This window comes from Faecalibacillus sp. H12, assembly GCF_013361255.1.
In the GTDB taxonomy this organism is placed as follows: domain Bacteria; phylum Bacillota_I; class Bacilli_A; order Erysipelotrichales; family Coprobacillaceae; genus Faecalibacillus; species Faecalibacillus intestinalis.
Window position 1 is genome coordinate 1 of sequence record NZ_JABWDK010000037.1, and the last position, 15,570, is coordinate 15,570.

A 15,570-nucleotide genomic window follows, 5' to 3' on the forward strand; every position below is an offset into this window, starting at 1 on the left:
CTTATTACCAGATGGTGGAGATCGTTATTTATCAACACCTTTAATTCAAGATTAGATAGGGGAATTTAAATGATTGAAAAATTAAGACATAATTTCCGTAACGGACGAATGTGTAAATAGTTTCATTTATTCATAAAACAATATATAATATTTATACAAAAGAAAGAAGAGGAAATTAAAATGGCAGTAACTAAAAGAGAAGATAGAAAATTTAAATTTGAAACATTACAATTACATGTAGGACAAGAACAACCAGATCCAGCAACAGATGCAAGAGCAGTACCTATTTATCAAACAACATCTTATGTATTTAAAAATAGTGCACATGCTGCAGCACGTTTTGAATTAGCAGATGCAGGGAACATCTATGGACGTTTAACAAACTCTACACAAGGTGTATTTGAAGATCGTATTGCCGCTTTAGAAGGTGGGGTAGCAGGTTTAGCTGTTGCTTCTGGAGCAGCTGCAATCGCTTATACTATTCAAGCTTTAGCAGGACAAGGTGAACATATCGTTGCTCAAAAAACAATTTATGGGGGAACTTCTAACTTATTAGCACATACATTTACTCAATATGGAATTACAACTACTTTCGTAGATGCTCATAATTTACAAGAAGTTGAAGATGCAATTCAAGAAAACACAAAAGCAATTTATTTAGAAACTTTAGGAAATCCTAATAGTGATATTCCTGATATCGATGCAATTAGTGCAATCGCTAAAAAACATGGATTACCAGTTGTTGTTGATAATACATTTGGTACACCATATCTATTTAGACCAATTGAACATGGTGCTGATATCGTTGTTCATAGTGCTACTAAATTTATTGGTGGTCATGGTACAAGTTTAGGCGGTGTCATTGTTGATGGTGGTACTTATGATTGGGCTAAGAGTGGACGTTATCCATGGATCAGTGAACCTAACCCAAGTTATCATGGAGTGAAATTTACTGAAGCTGCAGGACCAGCTGCTTTCGTTACTTATATTAGAGCAATCTTATTAAGAGATACAGGAGCTACAATTTCTCCATTCAATGCATTCTTATTATTACAAGGTACAGAAACATTATCTTTAAGAATTGATCGTCATAATGAAAATACTAAAAAAGTTGTTGAGTTCTTACAACAACATCCAGCAGTAGAAAAAGTAAATCATCCTTCATTACCAGATCATCCAGATCATGCTTTATATGAAAAATATTTCCCAAATGGTGGAGGATCAATCTTTACTTTTAATATTAAAGGTGGCGTAGAAGAAGCTCATAAATTTATTGATAATTTACAAGTATTCTCATTACTTGCTAATGTCGCTGATGTTAAATCATTAGTTATTCATCCAGCAACAACTACACATTCACAATTAACAGAAGAAGAATTAGCTGATGTTGGAATTCAACCTAATACAATTCGTTTATCAATTGGTACAGAACATATTGATGATATCTTATTTGATTTAAAAGAAGCTTTAGATCAAATTTAAAAACTTGGCAAATGCCAAGTTTTTTTATTCTGTTTCAGTTGTTGAATCTGAATTTGTATTTTCATTTGATGAAGAATCATCGGTTGTATTTTGTGATGAATCACTTTCATCGCTGTTTGTTGTATTATCACTTGATGTACTTTCTTCATTTTTAGATGAAGAAGATTTTTCTTGTTGGGTTTCTTTTTTTGTAGATGTTGACTTGTCTGTTTTTGTTTTATTTTGTTGATCTACTTGTTTTTCTAATTGATTAATTTGTTTTTGTTGATCTTGATAATGTTCATATGCAAAATAGCCACCAACTCCTGCACCAGCAATTAAAAGTAAAATAAGTAACGTGATAAAGAAAGTAGAAATTTTAGAACGTCCATTTTTTTTCTTTTTCACTTTCGTTTTTGTCTTCTTTCTTGTTACCTTTTTTGTTTTAGGTCTTTTTTTATTTTTTGTATAGGAATAATCAGTATTATCATAGTATTCTTTTTCTAAATCATCTTGTTGATTATCGTTTTCATCTATATTTTCTTCTTCATCGTTGAATTTAAATCTTTCAGCCATAATTATCACCTCGCTATCATTTTATATATCAATATGAATTGAATTTGAACTTTTTATGTGAATTATTCAAAAATATTTGACTTTAGATATGAATTTTGTTTTTATAAATAGAGAAAGTGAGGATAAAAGATGGATAATTTGGAGTATTTAAAAGAAGTAGAAAAGAGTATTCAAAAAAAATATAAGAAAAAATTATGGAGACCTTTTTGCAAGGCTATTAATCAATATGAATTAGTAAAACCTGGAGATAAAATTGCTGTATGTATTTCTGGTGGAAAAGATTCTATGTTGATGGCTAAGCTCTTTCAAGAATTAAAAAGACATAATAAATTTGAATTTGAACTTGTTTTTATGGTAATGGATCCTGGGTACAATAAAGTAAATAGACAAATGATCATTGATAATTCGAAAAAATTAAATATTCCAATTCAAATATTTGATTCACAAATATTTGATTCTGTTTTTAATATAGAAAAATCTCCTTGTTATTTATGTGCGAGAATGAGAAGAGGACATTTATATGCTAAGGCAAAGGAATTAGGATGTAATAAGATTGCTTTGGGACATCACTATGATGATGTTATTGAAACTATTTTAATGGGTATGCTTTATGGAGCACAAATTCAAACAATGATGCCTAAACTTCATAGTTTGAATTTTGAAGGAATGGAACTTATTAGACCGATGTATCTTATTCGTGAAGATGATATTAAGGCATGGAGAGATGAACATGAATTAACATTTTTACAATGTGCATGTAAATTTACTGAAGAAAATCAAGATGCTCATGATGAAGAAAATGCTTCTAAACGTTTAGAAATTAAACAATTAATTAAGGATTTAAAGAAAGTAAATCCTTTTGTTGAAGGAAATATTTTTAAAAGTGTAGAAAATGTCAATTTAAAAACAATTGTTGCTTATAAAGATGATGAAGGAAAACATCTGTTTTTAGAACATTATGATGATTGATCGTGTAGAAATACACGATTTTTAAATAAAAAACATATCAATGATATGTTTATTAGATAATATATTCAATTTGATATCCATGTAAATCAGCAAGATCTTCTAAAGTATAGGATTCTAAATAATCAGTAATAACTTTATTTAATCCTTTATAAAAAGGAAGAGTTAAACATTCACTATAACGAGGACATTGATTAGGTTCAGTTTCTAAACAGGCAACACAAGCGATTGGACCTTCAACAGCAACTAAAATATCTTTTGCTGTATATTTATTCATATCTCTTGTAAGAGAATATCCACCTTGGGCACCTCTAACGCTTTTAATAAGTCCTGCACGAATTAAAGGAGTAGCTATTTGTTCAAGATATTTGATAGAAATTTCTTGTCTTTTAGCAACATCTTTAAGAGATATATTTCCTTGTTCTTTATTTTGGGCTAAATCAATCATTAATCTTAGAGCATAACGCCCTCTTGTTGATATTTTCATATGACCACCTCTTGTCTATTATAACATCTTTTTTAGATAATTCCTAGAGAAATTATATGAATTAAATAAAAAGAAAAAAGACTAAAGTCTTTATTCTTGTTCAATAAATGTATTATAGATAGCACGAATTGCGTCATTAAAGTGAATGTTTTTAACACCAACAATGATATTTAATTCTGAAGAACCTTGATCAATCATTTTAACATTGATTTTTTTATTAGCTAAAGCTGTAAATACTTTTGCTGCAACTCCACGACCATCTTTCATACCACGGCCAACGATAGCAATTAAAGCAAGGTCAGATTCAAGTTCAATTGAATCAGGTTCAACGGCACGATGCAAGTTAGCTAAAATTTCTTGTTCATGTTCAATGAATGAATTTAATTCAACAATTACGTTCATTGTATCAATACCAGAAGGCGTATGTTCATAAGATAGACCAGCTTCTTCAATAACTTGTAAAACTTTTCTACCAAAACCAATTTCATCATTCATCATATCTTTTTCAATCATGATTGTCGCAAAACCTTGTTTACCAGAAATACCAGTAATAATATGATCTGGTTTATGCACAGTACTTTCAACGATTAAAGTTCCAGCATCTTCAGGTTTATTAGTATTTTTGATTACAATAGGAATTCCTTGAGAACGAATAGGGAAAACAGCATTTTCATGTAAAACACTTGCTCCCATGTAAGAAAGTTCACGTAATTCTTTATAAGTGATTGTTCCAATCACTTCTGGATTTTTAACAATACGTGGATCAGCAACTAAGAATCCTGAAACATCTGTCCAGTTTTCATAAAGTTTAACTTGTCCACATTTAGCAACGATAGAACCAGTTACATCACTTCCTCCACGAGAGAAAGTTCTAATTTTTGTAGGATCTTCACTACATGAACCATAGAATCCAGGAATAACACAATTTTCTACTTCACTTAATTTTTTAGATAAAACAGGATCTGTTTTTTTATCATCATAATTTCCATGTTCATCGATAAAGATACATGTTGCAGGATCAACAAATTCAAATCCTAAATAATTTGCAAGTAAGATACCATTTAAATATTCCCCACGACTTGCTGCATATTCTTCACTGATTTGATTTTGGAAGTTTTTCTTAATAACTTCAAATTCTTCAGTAAGATCAACTGTTAAATTAAGTTCATCGATAATACTTTGATAACGATCTTTGATTGTATCAAAAGTACATTCAAACTCTTGTTCACTTTCTGCGTTATATGCTTTGTATAATAAATCAGTAACTTTGATATCATCTTTAAAACGTTTACCAGGCGCTGAAGGTACAACAAAACGACGATCTGGATCACTTTTGATAATGTCACCGACTTTTTTAAATTGATGGGCATCTGCAAGAGATGAACCACCGAATTTGACGATTTTCACCATAATAATTCTCCCCTCATATTAATGATAATAAAATATCACTTTTTTCAAGTATATTCAATATTTTTTCAATATTGAAAAAATAAAACAATAAAAATATAATAATATTATATAGAAAAGAGGTCGACATTATGAGAGAAAATATGACATTTCTTACAAATTACTATCAAATAAGAGAAATGACAATTGATCGTATGAAAGAAATTATTGATCAAAATAAAAATGCAAAGGAAGGCGGTACTGTCTTTTTTGGAGATTCTATCACCCAATTTATGGATATAGAAAAATATTTTCCTGAAATAGATAATAAATATAATTGTGGTATTGGTGGAATTACTTCCACAATGCTGCTTCATTTTATTGATGAAGGAGTTTTAAAATTTAAACCTAAACAACTTGTTTATATGATTGGTACGAATGATTTAGGAAAAACAGTTATGCAATCACCTAAAGATATTGCTATTAATGTCAAAGAACTTGTAGAAACCGTACATTATAATTTACCTGAATGTGAAATTTATGTGGTCTCACCATTACCATGTTTACCAATGCATGATTATAAACATACACCTGGTGTATTGAGAAGTAATGATTTATTAAAAATGATTTATAAGGAATTTAAGAAGACAATTCCTTATGAATATGTAACTTTTATTAATGCTTATCCAATATTATGTAATAAAAAAGGTGAACCTGTTGAAGTTTACTATGAAGATGGACTTCATATTAATCATGAAGGATATGTGCGTTATACAAATTGTTTAAAAGAATATATTTTATAATAAGAAAATAATAACGATGAATACATTTGAAAATATAATAACAAGAAGAAGTACAAAAAAATATTTAGATAAAGAAGTTAGTCAAGAATTGTTAGAGAAAATTATAGAAACAGGAAGATATGCACCAAGTGGAGGCAATAGTCAAAGTAATCATTTTCTAGTTATTCAAAATAAACAAATAATCGCTCATTTAGTTAAAATGGTTGAAAAGGCGTTTTCTCAAATGGAAATTACCGAAAATATGTATAGAAGTTTACAAAATTCAATCAATCTTTCTAAAAAGGGTGGATATGTATTTTGTTATAATGCACCTGTTTTGATTATTGTTGCCAATAAAAAAGATTATGGAAATAATCAAGCGGATTGTGCTCTTGCTCTTGAAAATATGATGCTTGAAGCTAATGATTTAGATTTAGGAAGTTGTTATATTAATCAATTAAAATGGCTCAATGAAGATCAAAAAAATTTATCTTATTTACAAAGTTTAGGTATGAAAGATGATGAAAGAGTTTATGGTTCTTTAATTGTTGGTTATCCTGATACAAATGATGGCAAACCTTTAAGAAAACCATTACCTAGAAAAGGAAATGAAGTGACATGGCTTTAGAAAATAATGAAGATGATAACTAATGGATGTTATCATCTTTTTTAATATATCTTATTTACAAATTAAATTATGAAGATTTTGTTTATATTTATTTCCAATAGGAAGTGTTATTTTGTTTTTTAACTCAATGAACTTTTCTTTTATACAAATGACATTATTTAAATTAACTAGATAAGATTTATGGCATTGAATAAATTCATTGCCTAATTTTTTTTGAATTTTCTTTAAAGTGTATCTTAATGTATAATCAGAGATAGATGTATGAATAACAATATAATTTCTATATGACTCTATATAAAGAATGTTATTTTTGATTATATGATAATTTATTTTCCCACTCTTTAAAGAAATTGTATTTGCTTTTTTTAATAAATAGTCTTTACTTTTAAGAATTGCTTGATGTAAATCTTCGTATAATAATAAATCACGTATATAGTAATTAATATATATATTTTGATAATCGAATACATTACTGTTTTTTATTAAAACATAAATAATAATAGCATTTTTTTGGATTTCATTTAAATGAGATATGATTGCTAAATTTTCAAGTATGATAACATCATAAATTGTTTCTTTTTCAAATGAAGAAGATATTTGCACTTTTAATTCAAGTTCGTCAGAAATTTTATTTATGAAATCTGAATTTATTTTACTTTTCAATAACCATAGAATTTTAATCATCTAAAATACCTTCTTCCACTTTTTTTAAATGTTCCCATAGATTAATATTATCATTTTCTAAAACAGATAATATGTGATATTTATCTATAAAAGTAATACCTTCTTTTTTCATTATTTCTATTCCACGAAGATAATTAGATTTATCAACTCCTAATAATGAATCGAATATAATTTCATCACCTGATTTTAAACATACTTTAAAAAGGATATTATACCCCTCATTATAAATATATTGAGTTGATATTTTTTCATAAGTAATCGTAATATTTTCAATTATTGAATATTTAATTTCTTGTATACCTTTTTTTAAAATGAAATATTCCCAAGTTTCTATTAAACTTGATGGTTGTACTATTAAAATAGAATTGTTGCTTAAATACCATTTAGGTGTAAATACCATTGGTAAAATAATAAATAGGTAAATAAGAACACCAACGACAATTATAAGTTCTTTATTTATAAATGGAAAATAGGTCATGAATAATCGTATACTGATTGCATAAAAAGAAAAGTAAATCATTATAAGTAATATTTTCCAAATGATAGATCTGTTTTCTTTTTTTATTTCAAATTTATATTTCATATAAATCACTCCTCTTTCTATTTATAATATAATCTAAAAAATACATAATGCCTACATTTTAGGGACAAATAGATTTTTTTAGGGATGAAATAAAAAATGGTGCAAATTCGCACCATCATGATTTTATTTTTGTAACTCCTTGTTTTTTTCTCTTTCTAACATATCTTGATAAGAATAAACACAACCACAATAATTTTGTCGATAAAGATTATATAATGTGGCGAACTTAACGGATTTTAAATAACCATTGTTCTTTTTAAAATCACTGAAAAGAAATTGTGTTTTTTCTTGATTAAAGCTTGCTCCAATTTCATTGATCCATTGACTATTTTTGTGTGGAGAAACACTTAAAACAGTTGTCCAATAATCAAAGTGATGTAAAGATGCATAATCATAAGCATCTTTCATTCTCTTTGAATAACAAAGATAACAACGTTTTCCACCTTCAGGTTCATCTTTATATTGAGAAATATCTTTTAGATATTCTTTTGGTTGATATTCTTTTTCAACAACTTGAATATTTTGATTGAAATCTTGATTAAAGCGTTGAATAAAATTTTCTAATTCATGAAATCGTCGAAAATACTCGGTATCTGGATAAATGTTTGAATTAGAGTAATAAATAGTTATATCGAAAAATTCAGATATTTCTTTTAAAACGTTTCCGCTACATGGACCACAACAAACATGGAGAAGTAGGGTGGGTTTTGTACCTTTTATTTTTTCTAATTCTTCTTTGAATTTTAAGTCGTAATTGATTTTCATTATAAAATCATCATGCTATCACCAAAGCTAAAGAAACGATATTTTTCTTTGACAGCTTCTTTGTAAGCTTTGAAAATAAGTTCTTTTGAAGCAAAGGCACTAATCAACATCAATAATGTTGATTTAGGTAAATGGAAGTTTGTGATTAAACAATCAATAGCTTCAAATTTATATCCAGGGTAAATAAAGATATCTGTATTTTCACTTGTTGCTTTAAATTTACCATATTTTTTCATATTAGCTTCTAGAGTACGTGTTGATGTAGTTCCTACCGCAATAATTCTTTGACCATTTGCTTTAGCTTTATTTAGTTTATCAGCGACTTCTTCACTGATTATATAGAATTCACTATGCATGTGATGATCTAAAACATTTTCTTCTTTAACAGGTCTAAACGTTCCAAGACCAACATGTAAACATACATCAAGAATTTCAATACCCTTATCTTTTATTTTTTGATTGATTTCTTCAGTAAAATGTAAGCCAGCTGTAGGAGCTGCTGCACTTCCTTCAATTTTAGCGTAAACTGTTTGATATCTATTTTTATCTTCAAGTTTTTCTTTAATATAAGGAGGTAAAGGCATTGTTCCTAATTGATCTAAGATTTCGTAGAAGATACCATCGTATATCATTTCAAAAACACGAATACCTTCATCTTTGATTTCAATACATTTTGCTTTTAATAAGCCTTCGCCAAAAGTAATGACTGTATTCATTTTTACAATACGTGCATTACCGCATAAACATTCCCAAGTATCTTTCTTTAATTCTTTTAATAAAAGAACTTCAACATGTCCATTTGTTTCTTCTTTAATTCCAAATAAACGAGCAGGAATAACTTTTGTATTATTTCTTACTAAAACATCACCTGGTTTTAAATAATCAAGAATATCATAAAAATGTCTGTGTTCAATATTTCCGTTTTCTCTATTTACTACCATTAATCTAGAAGTATCTCTTTTTTCAACAGGATGTTGAGCAATGAGTTCTTCAGGTAGTTCAAAATCAAATTCACTTAGTTTCATTTAAAAAGCCCTCTTATAAACATCTCTACCATATTTATCTAAAAATTCTTCTTTAAAATCTAATAAACGATCTTCTTGAATTGCTTTACGAATATCTTCTGAAAGTTGTAATAAGAATCTTACATTGTGAATCGATAACAATGTTTTTCCAAATAATTCATCTGATTTATGAAGATGTCTTAAATAAGCTCTTGTATAATTTCTACAAGTATAACAATCACATTCAGGATCAATAGGAGTAAAATCTTCTTTAAACTTTTCATTATTAATATTCATACGTCCATGATGTGTCATTAAAGCACCATGTCTAGCAACACGTGTTGGTAAAACACAATCATACATATCAATACCACGAATCGCAGCTTCAATTAAATCAATTGGATTACCAACTCCCATTAAATAACGTGGTTTATCTTCAGGTAACCATTGAACCGCATCTTCGACCATTTTATACATTACATCTTTTGGTTCACCAACGCTCGTTCCACCAATTGAATAACCAGGGAAATCCATTTCTACAAGTGCTTTGGCACATTTTTCTCTTAAATCAGGATATTCTCCACCTTGAACAATTCCAAATAACGCTTGTTTTTCATTATGATGCGCTTCTTTACCTCTTTTAGCCCAACGAATTGTTCTTTCAACACTATGTTTCATATAATCATAAGTTGCTGGATAAGGAGCACATTCATCTAAAGACATAATCATATCTGCTCCTAATTTGTTTTGAATATCGATAGCTTTTTCTGGAGATAAGAATAAAGACTTACCATCAATAATACTTTTAAAATAAACGCCTTCTTCTTTGATCTTTCTTGTTTTTCCCAAAGAAAAAACTTGGAATCCTCCACTATCTGTAAGCATAGGACCATCATAGTTCATAAACTTATGAAGACCACCTGCTTTAGCAACAATATCTTCCCCAGGTCTTAACCATAAGTGATATGTATTAGAAAGGATTACTTGTGATCCCATTTCTTTTAACATTTCAGGGGCAATCCCTTTTACTGTAGCTAGTGTACCTACAGGCATAAACATAGGTGTTTCTACATCTCCATGGGGAGTATGTAAAATCCCATATCGAGCACCACTTTGTTTACAAACATGTTTTAATTCATACCAAAAATCTTTCATTTTTCCACCTCTTTTTGCCTATTCATTATACATGAAAGTATTTATAAATAAAATAGAAAAAGAGCTAAATGCTCTTAATCAAATGTAACATATTCATTTTCTAAAGGTTTAGCACCTTCTAAATGATCAACATGTAAAATAGGAATATTACTTTGAATAGATTCATCATATTCTAAACTAATGGTTCCATCAACCACTAACCATTCATCTTTAATTAAATCTTTAGCGTATTTACTAATACATACTAAACCTAAAAGTTGCATATCATCACTACAACATACCATGGCTTGTCTACCTAAAACAAAACCATTTTCAATTAATTTATCACGGCCAATCACTTTACCTTTGATCTTAATTGTTTTATTTTCATAGATTTGAGGATTTTCCATAATATGCATACAGAAAATACCATAATCCATATCATTTACTTCAATATAATCATCATTTAAGTTATATGGTAAATCATTAACAGTTAAATCTTCAATTTGTCTATTTTTATTTTCATAAACAATTTGACACATTGGATTTAAAGATTTAATACTTCCTCTAATAGGATATTTCTTTGTATTTTCATCACAACGATTAACAATAACTAAATCACTACCAGTAACATGATAAACGAATTGTCCACGCATATTGTTGTAATAAAGATCAAATGTTTCAGCAGAAATCGTTGTAAGGATTTGAACAACTTGCCATTGATCAATACAAATTTCATCCACGAATTTTGTATTATCCCACATTCCGTTATATTCAATCATAACTTGTGTTGGTTGGTATTTTTGATGTAAATGAAGAAGAGTTTCATAATTTAAATCTTCTTCGTTTTCAATAAATTCAACAGAAGCATTTTCTTTTTCTAAAGCTGGAATATCAAAAGCGACTTCACCTTCTTCGCAGGCAATGATCAAAGTTTTTTCATCTTCACCAAAACCTTGTTCAAGAAGAGTATCTTGGATAAATGAAGATTTTCCACTTTCTAAAAATCCAGTAAACAAATAAACTCTTGTTTTATTCATACGCTTATCCTAAAAATAACTCCTTAATTGTATTTTCATCTAAGTCTTTACCAATTACACAAACTTGGCCTGTATAAATAGGTTTACCTAAACGAATTTCAAATTCACCTGGTACTAAATCAAAATACCACCAATCTTCATTTCCGCTATCTACAAAACCTTTAGCTCTTAAAACATTATCATCATTACATAATTTATTTAAGATATCACTTAATTCAACTTCGTTATATTTTTTAACAGTATCAAATCCGATACTATTGAAAACTTCATCTGCATGATGGTGATGATGTCCACAACCACATTCATGATCATGGTCATGGTGATGATGATCATGCCCGCAACATTCATGTTCATGGTCGTGTTCATGGTGATCATGTCCACAACATTCATGGTCATGATTGTGTTCATGATGATCGTGTCCACAACATTCATGGTCGTGATCGTGTTCATGGTGGTCGTGTCCACAACATTCATGGTCATGGTCGTGTTCATGATGGTCATGCCCGCAACATTCATGATCATGTTCATGCAATAATTCTTCTTGAATGTTCACTTCACAAGCATTAATGATATCTAAACCATTTAATTTATCCCAAGCAGTTGTAATGATTGGTGAATGATCGTTTAATCCTTTTAAGATGTCTAAGCATTCTTTTAATTGGAATTCAGTTAAGTCTTGGCTACGACTTAAAACAATTAATGATGCATGTTCAACTTGGTTATTATAGAATTCACCAAAGTTTTTAGTATACATACGACATTTTTTAGCATCTACAACTGTAATAAAATTATCTAATTCCATTTCATCACTATTGATTGTAGAAACAGCTTTAATAACATCAGATAATTTACCAACTCCAGAAGGTTCGATAATAACACGATCAGGATGATACGTATCTAAGACTTCTTTTAATGATGTTTCGAAATCTCCTACTAAACTACAACAAATACATCCAGAGTTCATTTCGTTGATTGTAACACCAGAATCTTTTAAGAATGTTCCATCAATTCCAATTTCTCCAAATTCATTTTCTATTAATACGATTTTTTCATTTTGATATGCTTCAGCAATTAATTTTTTAATTAATGTTGTTTTTCCAGCACCTAAAAAGCCAGAAATAATATCTATTTTACTCATATATTTCACCTCCGCTAGATTATAACACTCATAAATCATTTCATCAAATGATAATACCTATGTTATAATGATTGACAAGTAAAGGGTGATAAAAAATGAAATGTCCAATAATTAAAAAATGTGGAGGATGCTTTTATCCACAAGATCAATATCAAGAAGAATTAAAAGAAAAGACATTATTTATAGAAAAAGAAATAAAGAAAACAAAATTAAAAATAGATGTAAAACCAACAGTAGCTTCACCATTAGTTAATGGTTATCGAAATAAAGCAATTGTAGCTTTTAATCAAAAATATGAATACGGTCTCTACGAAGAACATAGCCAAGATATTATTCCTTATAAACACTGTTTATTACACGAAGATATTATGGATGAAATCTTACAATATATACAAAGCTATTTAAGAAAGTATCGTGTTTCTATTTATGATCGTAAAAGACATAAAGGGTTATTAAGACATGTTTTAATTCGTCGAGGTGTTAAAACCGATCAAACAATGGTTGTTTTAGTATGTAATGAAAATATGTGGCGTGGATCTAAACAATTTTGTAGCCAATTAGTTAAGAGGTTTCCAAGCGTTAAAACAATTGTCTTAAATGTCAATACACGTAAAACACCAATTGTTTTAGGTAATGAAGATAAGGTTCTTTATGGTAAAGGATTTATTGTTGATGAATTGTGTGGTTTGAAATTTAAGATTTCTCCACAATCTTTTTATCAAATCAATCATGATCAATGTGTGAATCTTTATACCAAAGCTTTATCCTTATTGAATATTAAAGGAAATGAAACAGCAATTGATGCTTATTGTGGTATTGGAACAATAGGAATGATTCTATCACAAAAAGTAAAACAAGTTATTGGAGTGGAAAGTAATAAGGATGCAATCAAAGATGCAAAAAACAATGCACGTATGAATCAACTTTCTAATATTCAATTTGTGTGTGATGATGCGACTGAATTTATGAAAAAACTTGCGAAAGAAAAGCATAAAGTAGATGTTGTCATTATGGATCCCCCAAGAAGTGGTTCAACCAAACAATTCATGGATTCGGTTAAAATATTAAATCCTAAACAAGTTGTTTATATTTCATGTGATCCAACGACACAAATTAGAGATATACAATACTTTAAAAAGATTGGTTATCATACTCATACAATGTATCTTTATGATATGTTTCCACATACAAGACATGTTGAGTCAATTTGCCTTTTAAGTGCTAAATAAAATCGATACTTTTGTGTATCGTTAAAAGTGATGAATGTATTCAATTAGTAACATTATTTAACTAAAAATGGAGGATAATTTTGAAAAAGAAAACTACAGAAGTAACAACAAAATATACTTGGAAATTTTGGGGGTTGGTGATAGGTGAAATAACATTTATTGTTATTTTTATTCTTCTGTTTGGTTTGTCTATTAAAGCACTTGTCCAAGATATTCAAATAAATACTTATAAATATAAATCTGAAGGAACAGTAACTGTTGCAGAATTTTATGGAAAAACATGGGTTTCTAATGGTTCAGATAGTGGTTCTTCAAGTAAGTTTAGTTATATGCATTATGTTATTCATTTTGATAAAGAAGTTGGTGGATATGATCAGTATGAATATAGCGCAAGCAATATGATTGCGACAGAAAGATATTTAGGTGATCGATATGTTGTGTTATTTAATAATAATGTTGATAATGCAAAAATAATTCAAAAAGAAGATATCTTTATTGATAATGTTATTTTGGTGATATTTATTACTTTAATGATAATACTATTTCTTTTAAGAAAGAAAATATATTTAGGGTTTATTAGTTTGAATAAAAAGCAAGATAAATTTATTTACAATTAGATACAGTTTAAAGAAAAAGATTTTATGAATTAATGGAAAATATTGATAAAATCTTTTTTTGTTTAATTGACAATTAAATGTACAAAAAATGTATGATTTTTATAGTAAATTAAAACAGCTTGTATTACAATTGTTTTATGAAGAAGATAAGTAGGAGGGGTGTTTTTATGTATAAGATAAATGATTTATATGATTTAACACATAGTCAAGCAAAGGATTATTTATCAAAATATGAGTATCCTTGGCAAGCTTTAAAAGGAATTAAAGATTTTATTATTGAATTAGGAGAAACTTTAGGGGATGAATATCAAGAAGTGAATGAACATGTTTGGATTCACAAAGATGCTAAAGTTTTTGATAGTGCTTATATTGGTTCACCTTGTATTATTGGTGCAGGAACAGAAGTGAGACATTGTGCTTTTATCAGAGGAAGTGCATTAGTAGGAGAAAATTGTGTTATTGGTAATTCTGTTGAGTTAAAGAATGTTATTATTTTTGATAATGTACAAGTTCCTCATTATAACTATGTAGGTGATTCTATTTTGGGATATAAGTCTCATATGGGTGCAGGATCAATTACAAGTAATGTTAAAAGTGATAAAACACTCGTTGTTGTAAAAGATAGATTTAATCACGAAGAGATTGAAACGGGACTTAAAAAAATGGGTGCAATGCTAGGAGATTATGTAGAAGTAGGATGTAATAGTGTTTTAAACCCTGGAACTGTTATTGGAAGAAATAGTAATATTTATCCATTATCTAGAGTAAGAGGCGTTGTACCAGAAAATTCAATTTTTAAGGAACTTAATGATATCGTAGAAAAGAAATAATTATTAGAGGCAATGTAATTTAAAAACATTGCTTTTTTATTGATATTATACTCATATATGTAATTAAAATTATAAAAATTTAAATTAGATGAGTATTTAAGTAATTAAAATAGCATATTGGTTATAAAGGGTTGATAAAAATTAAAAAAATGGTATGGTTTAAGTAAATATTCTATATGAAGAAAGGATAGAAAAAATGAATAAAAAAGTAAGAAAAGCAATTATACCAGCAGCAGGATTAGGAACAAGATTTCTACCAG

17 protein-coding genes are annotated in these 15,570 nt (G+C 28.4%); 7 read left to right on the forward strand and 10 right to left on the reverse strand.

Annotated elements, in window-relative coordinates; translation table 11 throughout:
• The first annotated feature begins 180 nt into the window (after positions 1–180).
• Positions 181–1,482 (forward strand): O-acetylhomoserine aminocarboxypropyltransferase/cysteine synthase family protein, encoded by a 1,302-nt coding sequence (locus HUU89_RS13115; RefSeq protein ID WP_032089920.1) that lies wholly within the window; start codon positions 181–183, stop codon positions 1,480–1,482.
• A gap of 24 nt (positions 1,483–1,506) precedes the next feature.
• Here the strand turns inward: HUU89_RS13115 and HUU89_RS13120 are convergent, their stop codons facing one another.
• Entirely contained in the window at positions 1,507–2,037 is a 531-nt protein-coding gene (locus HUU89_RS13120; RefSeq protein ID WP_175301994.1) for a hypothetical protein, read from the reverse strand.
• 129 nt (positions 2,038–2,166) lie between these two features.
• On the opposite strand from HUU89_RS13120, the gene HUU89_RS13125 reads away from it, so the two are divergent.
• Positions 2,167–3,006 carry a tRNA 2-thiocytidine biosynthesis TtcA family protein gene (locus HUU89_RS13125; RefSeq protein ID WP_081918903.1) on the forward strand — a complete coding sequence of 280 codons (840 nt, stop codon included), beginning with the start codon at positions 2,167–2,169 and terminating at the stop codon, positions 3,004–3,006.
• A gap of 52 nt (positions 3,007–3,058) precedes the next feature.
• Here HUU89_RS13125 and HUU89_RS13130 read toward each other — a convergent pair whose 3' ends face one another.
• Positions 3,059–3,490 (reverse strand): RrF2 family transcriptional regulator, encoded by a 432-nt coding sequence (locus HUU89_RS13130; protein WP_119363891.1) that lies wholly within the window; start codon positions 3,488–3,490, stop codon positions 3,059–3,061.
• 90 nt (positions 3,491–3,580) lie between these two features.
• On the reverse strand, positions 3,581–4,900 hold the full coding sequence (locus HUU89_RS13135) for an aspartate kinase (protein WP_175301995.1): 1,320 nt from the start codon (positions 4,898–4,900) through the stop codon (positions 3,581–3,583).
• Positions 4,901–5,028: 128 nt separating this feature from the next.
• Here HUU89_RS13135 and HUU89_RS13140 point away from each other — a divergent pair, with 128 nt between their 5' ends.
• Both HUU89_RS13140 and HUU89_RS13145 read left to right on the forward strand, forming a co-directional pair.
• Positions 5,029–5,679: a GDSL-type esterase/lipase family protein gene (locus HUU89_RS13140; protein WP_175301996.1), complete on the forward strand. Its 651-nt coding sequence runs from the start codon at positions 5,029–5,031 to the stop codon at positions 5,677–5,679.
• 16 nt (positions 5,680–5,695) lie between these two features.
• A complete protein-coding gene (locus HUU89_RS13145) occupies positions 5,696–6,286 on the forward strand; it encodes a nitroreductase (RefSeq protein WP_175301997.1) in 591 nt (196 codons plus the stop codon).
• Positions 6,287–6,337: 51 nt separating this feature from the next.
• Here the strand turns inward: HUU89_RS13145 and HUU89_RS13150 are convergent, their stop codons facing one another.
• From HUU89_RS13150 to HUU89_RS13180, 7 genes are all read right to left on the reverse strand, one after another.
• Positions 6,338–6,970 carry a LytR/AlgR family response regulator transcription factor gene (locus HUU89_RS13150; protein WP_175301998.1) on the reverse strand — a complete coding sequence of 211 codons (633 nt, stop codon included), beginning with the start codon at positions 6,968–6,970 and terminating at the stop codon, positions 6,338–6,340.
• Entirely contained in the window at positions 6,963–7,553 is a 591-nt protein-coding gene (locus HUU89_RS13155; RefSeq protein ID WP_175301999.1) for a hypothetical protein, read from the reverse strand. Before HUU89_RS13155 ends, HUU89_RS13150 begins: the two co-directional genes overlap by 8 nt.
• A 123-nt stretch (positions 7,554–7,676) precedes the next feature.
• Positions 7,677–8,318 carry an epoxyqueuosine reductase QueH gene (locus tag HUU89_RS13160; RefSeq protein WP_175302000.1) on the reverse strand — a complete coding sequence of 214 codons (642 nt, stop codon included), beginning with the start codon at positions 8,316–8,318 and terminating at the stop codon, positions 7,677–7,679.
• Positions 8,318–9,343 carry a tRNA preQ1(34) S-adenosylmethionine ribosyltransferase-isomerase QueA gene (queA, locus tag HUU89_RS13165; protein ID WP_032089926.1) on the reverse strand — a complete coding sequence of 342 codons (1,026 nt, stop codon included), beginning with the start codon at positions 9,341–9,343 and terminating at the stop codon, positions 8,318–8,320. Before queA ends, HUU89_RS13160 begins: the two co-directional genes overlap by 1 nt.
• Positions 9,344–10,477 carry a tRNA guanosine(34) transglycosylase Tgt gene (tgt, locus tag HUU89_RS13170; RefSeq protein WP_032089927.1) on the reverse strand — a complete coding sequence of 378 codons (1,134 nt, stop codon included), beginning with the start codon at positions 10,475–10,477 and terminating at the stop codon, positions 9,344–9,346. It abuts the gene before it with no gap.
• A 74-nt stretch (positions 10,478–10,551) separates the two neighbouring features.
• Positions 10,552–11,496: a GTP-binding protein gene (locus tag HUU89_RS13175; protein WP_032089928.1), complete on the reverse strand. Its 945-nt coding sequence runs from the start codon at positions 11,494–11,496 to the stop codon at positions 10,552–10,554.
• Positions 11,497–11,500: 4 nt separating this feature from the next.
• A complete protein-coding gene (locus HUU89_RS13180; protein WP_175302001.1) occupies positions 11,501–12,634 on the reverse strand; it encodes a GTP-binding protein in 1,134 nt (377 codons plus the stop codon).
• A gap of 95 nt (positions 12,635–12,729) precedes the next feature.
• On the opposite strand from HUU89_RS13180, the gene rlmD reads away from it, so the two are divergent.
• From rlmD to HUU89_RS13195, 3 genes are all read left to right on the forward strand, one after another.
• On the forward strand, positions 12,730–13,863 hold the full coding sequence (gene rlmD / locus HUU89_RS13185) for a 23S rRNA (uracil(1939)-C(5))-methyltransferase RlmD (RefSeq protein ID WP_175302002.1): 1,134 nt from the start codon (positions 12,730–12,732) through the stop codon (positions 13,861–13,863).
• An 80-nt stretch (positions 13,864–13,943) separates the two neighbouring features.
• Entirely contained in the window at positions 13,944–14,480 is a 537-nt protein-coding gene (locus HUU89_RS13190) for a hypothetical protein (protein WP_175302003.1), read from the forward strand.
• Positions 14,481–14,647: 167 nt separating this feature from the next.
• Positions 14,648–15,310: a UDP-N-acetylglucosamine pyrophosphorylase gene (locus tag HUU89_RS13195; protein ID WP_032089935.1), complete on the forward strand. Its 663-nt coding sequence runs from the start codon at positions 14,648–14,650 to the stop codon at positions 15,308–15,310.
• Positions 15,311–15,570 lie beyond the last annotated feature (260 nt).

Coding starts and splice junctions, on each gene's coding strand:
- HUU89_RS13115 (WP_032089920.1), top strand. CDS start 181: ATGGCAGTAACTAAAAGAGAAGATAGAAAATTTAAATTTGAAACATTA.
- HUU89_RS13120 (WP_175301994.1), bottom strand. CDS start 2,037: ATGGCTGAAAGATTTAAATTCAACGATGAAGAAGAAAATATAGATGAA.
- HUU89_RS13125 (WP_081918903.1), top strand. CDS start 2,167: ATGGATAATTTGGAGTATTTAAAAGAAGTAGAAAAGAGTATTCAAAAA.
- HUU89_RS13130 (WP_119363891.1), bottom strand. CDS start 3,490: ATGAAAATATCAACAAGAGGGCGTTATGCTCTAAGATTAATGATTGAT.
- HUU89_RS13135 (WP_175301995.1), bottom strand. CDS start 4,900: ATGGTGAAAATCGTCAAATTCGGTGGTTCATCTCTTGCAGATGCCCAT.
- HUU89_RS13140 (WP_175301996.1), top strand. CDS start 5,029: ATGAGAGAAAATATGACATTTCTTACAAATTACTATCAAATAAGAGAA.
- HUU89_RS13145 (WP_175301997.1), top strand. CDS start 5,696: ATGAATACATTTGAAAATATAATAACAAGAAGAAGTACAAAAAAATAT.
- HUU89_RS13150 (WP_175301998.1), bottom strand. CDS start 6,970: ATGATTAAAATTCTATGGTTATTGAAAAGTAAAATAAATTCAGATTTC.
- HUU89_RS13155 (WP_175301999.1), bottom strand. CDS start 7,553: ATGAAATATAAATTTGAAATAAAAAAAGAAAACAGATCTATCATTTGG.
- HUU89_RS13160 (WP_175302000.1), bottom strand. CDS start 8,318: ATGAAAATCAATTACGACTTAAAATTCAAAGAAGAATTAGAAAAAATA.
- queA (WP_032089926.1), bottom strand. CDS start 9,343: ATGAAACTAAGTGAATTTGATTTTGAACTACCTGAAGAACTCATTGCT.
- tgt (WP_032089927.1), bottom strand. CDS start 10,477: ATGAAAGATTTTTGGTATGAATTAAAACATGTTTGTAAACAAAGTGGT.
- HUU89_RS13175 (WP_032089928.1), bottom strand. CDS start 11,496: ATGAATAAAACAAGAGTTTATTTGTTTACTGGATTTTTAGAAAGTGGA.
- HUU89_RS13180 (WP_175302001.1), bottom strand. CDS start 12,634: ATGAGTAAAATAGATATTATTTCTGGCTTTTTAGGTGCTGGAAAAACA.
- rlmD (WP_175302002.1), top strand. CDS start 12,730: ATGAAATGTCCAATAATTAAAAAATGTGGAGGATGCTTTTATCCACAA.
- HUU89_RS13195 (WP_032089935.1), top strand. CDS start 14,648: ATGTATAAGATAAATGATTTATATGATTTAACACATAGTCAAGCAAAG.